3 protein-coding genes and 1 pseudogene are annotated in these 4,596 nt (G+C 75.7%); 2 read left to right on the plus strand and 2 right to left on the minus strand.

Going from position 1 to position 4,596, the window contains the following annotated elements; translation table 11 throughout:
• Positions 1 to 2,501, plus strand: a 2,501-nt coding sequence (locus tag KBX39_RS23995) for a UvrD-helicase domain-containing protein (RefSeq protein WP_210872610.1), incomplete at its 5' end; no start/stop codon positions are given.
• An 11-nt stretch (positions 2,502 to 2,512) separates the two neighbouring features.
• Here the strand turns inward: KBX39_RS23995 and KBX39_RS24000 are convergent.
• Both KBX39_RS24000 and KBX39_RS24005 read right to left on the minus strand, forming a co-directional pair.
• Positions 2,513 to 3,142 (minus strand): A24 family peptidase, encoded by a 630-nt coding sequence (locus KBX39_RS24000; protein ID WP_210872612.1) that lies wholly within the window; start codon positions 3,140 to 3,142, stop codon positions 2,513 to 2,515.
• A gap of 10 nt (positions 3,143 to 3,152) precedes the next feature.
• Complete coding sequence (locus KBX39_RS24005) at positions 3,153 to 4,160, minus strand: EamA family transporter (RefSeq protein WP_231915612.1); 1,008 nt, start codon at positions 4,158 to 4,160, stop codon at positions 3,153 to 3,155.
• Positions 4,161 to 4,245: 85 nt separating this feature from the next.
• Here KBX39_RS24005 and KBX39_RS24010 point away from each other — a divergent pair.
• Positions 4,246 to 4,596: pseudogene (locus KBX39_RS24010) on the plus strand (flagellar basal body protein FliL); the annotation flags it as partial.

Below are 4,596 nucleotides of genomic sequence, written 5' to 3' on the forward strand. Positions count from 1 at the left end.
GCCTGGACCGCTATCAGCTGGTGTCCAACTCGGACGCGCACTCGCCGCCGGCTCTGGCCCGGGAGGCGACGGTCCTCACCGCCGACCGTGACTACTTCGCGATCCGCGAGGCGCTGCGCACCGGGGACGGGCTCGCCGGAACTGTCGAGTTCTTCCCGGAGGAGGGCAAGTACCACGCCGACGGGCACCGGTTGTGCGGGGTGAACTGGTCGCCGCAGCGGACCCGTGAGGCGGGCGGACGCTGCCCGGAGTGCGGCAAGCCGCTCACCGTGGGCGTACTCAGCCGGGTGGAGGAGCTGGCGGACCGGCCGGAGGGGCACCGTCCGGCGCACGCGCGCGAGGTGACCCACCTGGTGCCGCTGGCCGAGATCCTGGGCGAGCTGAACCGGGTCGGCGCGCGGTCGAAGAAGGTCGAGGGCAAGCTCAACGAGCTGGTCGCCGCGCTCGGCCCGGAGCTGGAGATCCTGACCCGTACCCCGGTGGAGGAGATCGACCGGGTCGGCGGCGAGCTGCTCGCGGAGGGCATCGGCCGGCTGCGCCGCGGCGACGTGCGCCGGGTGCCGGGCTCCGACGGGGAGTACGGCGTGATCACGCTGTTCGACCCGGCGGAGCTGGGCGGCCCGGGCGCCGGGGCGGGGCAGGAGACGCTGTTCGACGTACCGGTGCCCGCGCAGCGGAAGCCCGCGGAGCCGGCGCCGAAGCCGAAGGCCAAGCGCCCGGCGGCGGTCCGGCCGGAGCCGAAGCGGACGCCGCCGCCCGCGCCTCCGATCGCGACGCCGCCGTCCCCGCACGAGCCGTTCGAGCCGATGCTCGCCGGGATGGAGGAGGTCGGCACCGGCCTGCTGGACCGGCTGGACGCCATGCAGCGGGTGGCCGCGTCCGCGCCCGGTGGTCCGCTGCTGATCGTGGCCGGTCCGGGCACCGGGAAGACCCGCACGCTCACCCACCGGATCGCGTACCTGTGCGCGGAGCTGAACGTCTTCCCCGATCAGTGCCTGGCGATCACGTTCACCCGGCGGGCGGCCGAGGAGCTGCGGCACCGGCTGGACGGGCTGCTCGGCCCGGTCGCCGAGGACGTCACTGTGGGCACGTTCCACTCGCTCGGCCTGACCGTGCTGCGGGAGAACGCGGCGGCGGCGGGGCTGCCGGCGGACTTCCGGATCGCCGACGACACGGACCGGGCGGCGGCGCGCGCGGAGGCCGGTGACGACGACGAGCGGTACGCGGCGTTGCTGCGCAAGCGGGACCTGGTCGACCTGGACGAGCTGCTGACGCTGCCGGTGTCGCTGCTCAAGGGGGACCGGAAGCTGGTCCGCGAGTACCGCGAGCGGTGGAAGTGGATCTTCGTCGACGAGTACCAGGACGTCGACGCGGTGCAGTACGACCTGCTGCGGCTGCTCAGCCCGCCGGACGGGAACCTCTGCGCGATCGGTGACCCGGACCAGGCGATCTACTCGTTCCGGGGCGCGGACGTGGGCTACTTCCTGCGCTTCTCGCAGGACTTCACCGACGCGCGGCTGGTCCGGCTGAACCGCAACTACCGCTCCTCGGCGCCGATCCTGGCCGCCGCGGTGCAGGCCATCGCGCCGTCGTCGCTGGTGCGGGGCCGTCGGCTCGACCCGGCCCGGCTCGACCCGGAGGCGCCGCTGGTCGGCCGGTACGCGGCGGCTTCGCCGTACGACGAGGCCGACTTCGTGGCCCGTACCGTGGACGAGCTGGTCGGTGGCCTGTCCCACCGCTCGCTGGACTCGGGGCGGATCGACGGGCGGACCACGTCGCTGTCCTTCTCCGACATCGCGGTGCTGTACCGCACGGACGCGCAGGCCGCGCCGATCGTGGACGCGCTGGCCCGGGCGAACATCCCGGTGCAGAAGCGCTCGCACGACCGGCTGCGGGACCGTCCCGGCGTGCCGGCCATCGCCCGCGAGCTGCGCCACGCCGGTCTGGACGGTTCGCTCGCCGCCCGGGTACGCCAGGCCGGGCAGATCCTGGCCGAGCGCTTCGCGGTGCCGACGCTCGACGGCTCCGGCGCGGTACGCCCCGAGGACGTCCGCACGGCGGTGGACCTGCTCACCCCGCTGGCCCGGCGCTGCGACGACGACCTGGAACTGTTCCTCAACCAGCTCGCCACCGGCGCGGAGGTGGACGCGTTGGACCCGCGCGCCGAGGCGGTCACGCTGCTGACGCTGCACGCCGCGAAGGGCCTGGAGTTCCCGGTGGTGTTCCTGGTGGGGGCCGAGGACGGGCTGCTGCCGCTGCGCTGGCCCGGAAGCGAGCCGGACGACGACGCGGTGGCCGAGGAGCGGCGGCTGTTCTTCGTCGGGCTGACCCGGGCGCAGGACCGGCTCTACGTCAGCCACGCGGGCCGCCGTGCCCGGCACGGCGCGGAACGCGACACCCGCCCGTCGCCGTTCCTCGACGTGATCGACCCGGCGTTGTTCGAGCGGCTGGACGCGACCGAGCCCCGCCGCCCGAAGGACCACCAGCTCCGGCTGATCTGACCAGGCACGCCTCAGGTGAGGACGGCGGCGAGCCACGCGCCGCCGAGCAGCGCCGGGCCGAACGGCACCGGCGTGTCCCGGCGTACCCGGCCGGCGGCGAGCAGGACGAGCACCGCGACTCCGGCGAGCACGTGCGGCAGGAGCAGCCCGAGGCGCAGCGCCGGCCAGCCGAGCCAGCCCAGCGGCAACCCGAGCGCGGCGGCGAGCTTCACGTCGCCGAAGCCGAGCCGGGCCCGGGGCAGCAGCGCCAGCAGCGCGTACCCGAGGAAGGAGAGCGCGGCCCCGGCCACCGCGACGGCCAGGCGGCGCGGTTCGCCGGTCGCCGCCGTGGCAGCGGTGAGGCCGAGCCCGCCGCCGAGCGCGACCATGCCGACGAGCGGGTCGGGCAGCCGCAGCGCTGTCACGTCGGTGACCGCGAGCGCCAGCCCGACGGCGGCGACCAGCAGCAGCGCGGGCAGCGCCGGGTCGGCGGCCCGGGTGGCGGCGAGCCCGCCGAACGTCACGGCGCCGGCCAGCGCGAACGCGCCCCGGCGCGGAGCGCCGCCGGCGGGAACTGTGACGAACGACCGGCCGACCGGTACGGCCACCCACCCGGCCGACGCGCCCACCAGCGCGGCCCCTGTCATCAGCAGCGCCGACACGGGCGGGACGCTACCGCCCGGCGGGTTCCCCGGCTGCCCCGTCGACGGCTGGTGGCGGGGACCGGCGGGGTCGCTCGGTGCTCACCACCACCGCCACGCCGACCACGATGATCGCACCGCCCAGCAGCACCTGCGAGGTGATCGGCTCGGCGACGAACAGCGCGCCGAGCGCCACCGCGACCACCGGGTTCACGTACGCGTACGTGGAGACCAGGGAGATCGGCGCGTGCGCGAGCAGCCAGACGTACGCGGTGAAGGCGACGAGCGAACCGGCCACCATCAGGTACGCCAGCGCCGCCCAGGACCGCCCGGTCACCTCGGCGAAGCTGAAGCCGCGCAGCTCGCCACGGGCGACGCCGACGAGCGCGAGCACCGCCGCGCCGGCCAGCATCTCGTAGACGGTGGCCACGAACGGGTCGGCGGGCATCCGGATCCGCCCGGACAGGTACGAGCCGACCGACCAGCTGGTGGCGGCCGCGACCACTGTGAGCGCGCCGGCCACCGGCACGCCGTCCACGCCGTCGCGGGGCAGCACCAGCACGACGAGGCCGGCGAACCCGAGCGCCACCCCGAGGAACGTCCACGGCCGGGGCCGGTCCCCGCCCACGGTCCGCAGCACCACCACCAGCAGCGGCACGGTGGCCACCAGCAGCGCGGCCACGCCCGAGGGAACCGCGGTGCCGGCCGGACCCGACTCGGCGAGCACCACCAGTCCGTTTCCGCCGGCGAGCAGCAGCACGCCGATCAGCGCGGCGGAGCCGACGCGGCGCACGGGCACCCGCAGCGCGCCGGGCCCGCGCCGCAGGCGCAGCACCACGGCGAGCACCACGGCCGCGCCGGCGAACCGCATCGCCGCGGAGATGAGCGGCGGCAGGGACTCGACGGCGACCCGGATGCCCAGGTACGTCGAGCCCCAGAGCAGGTAGACCAGCACGAGTGCGGTCCAGATCAGGGCGGTGCGTGTCGGCGGCGTCGCGGAATCGACAGCGTTCGTCGCACTCGTGGGGCGTGAGCTCATCGAGGGTCCACGCTACGGTGACCACGGCGTCGGCGTCCCCAGTTGGTGGCCGGCCTCTCAGCACTGGCGTACGCAGGAGGCGTTCATGTCGAACTTCGGTCCACCGGGCGGCGGCTCCCCCGACCCCTGGGGACGGCCCGACGACGGCTACGCCCCGCAGCCCGATCCCCGCTACGCCGCGCAGCCCGATCCGCGTCACGACCCGCAGTACGGCCCGCCGGGCGCGCAACCGTACGGCCCGCCCGCTGATCAGTACGGGCCGCCGACCCAGCAGTACGGGCCCGCCGACCGGTACGGCCCGCCGGCCGATCAGTACGGCCCGCCGACGCAGCGCTACGAGCCGGCGCCGGCGTGGTCCCCCGGCCCACCGCGGCAGGGTCACCCGGCCGACCCCTACGCCGGGCCGCAGTACGGCGGGGAGCCGCAGTACGCCGAG

Source organism: Micromonospora sp. D75, from assembly GCF_018070405.1.
Classification (GTDB): domain Bacteria; phylum Actinomycetota; class Actinomycetes; order Mycobacteriales; family Micromonosporaceae; genus Micromonospora; species Micromonospora chalcea.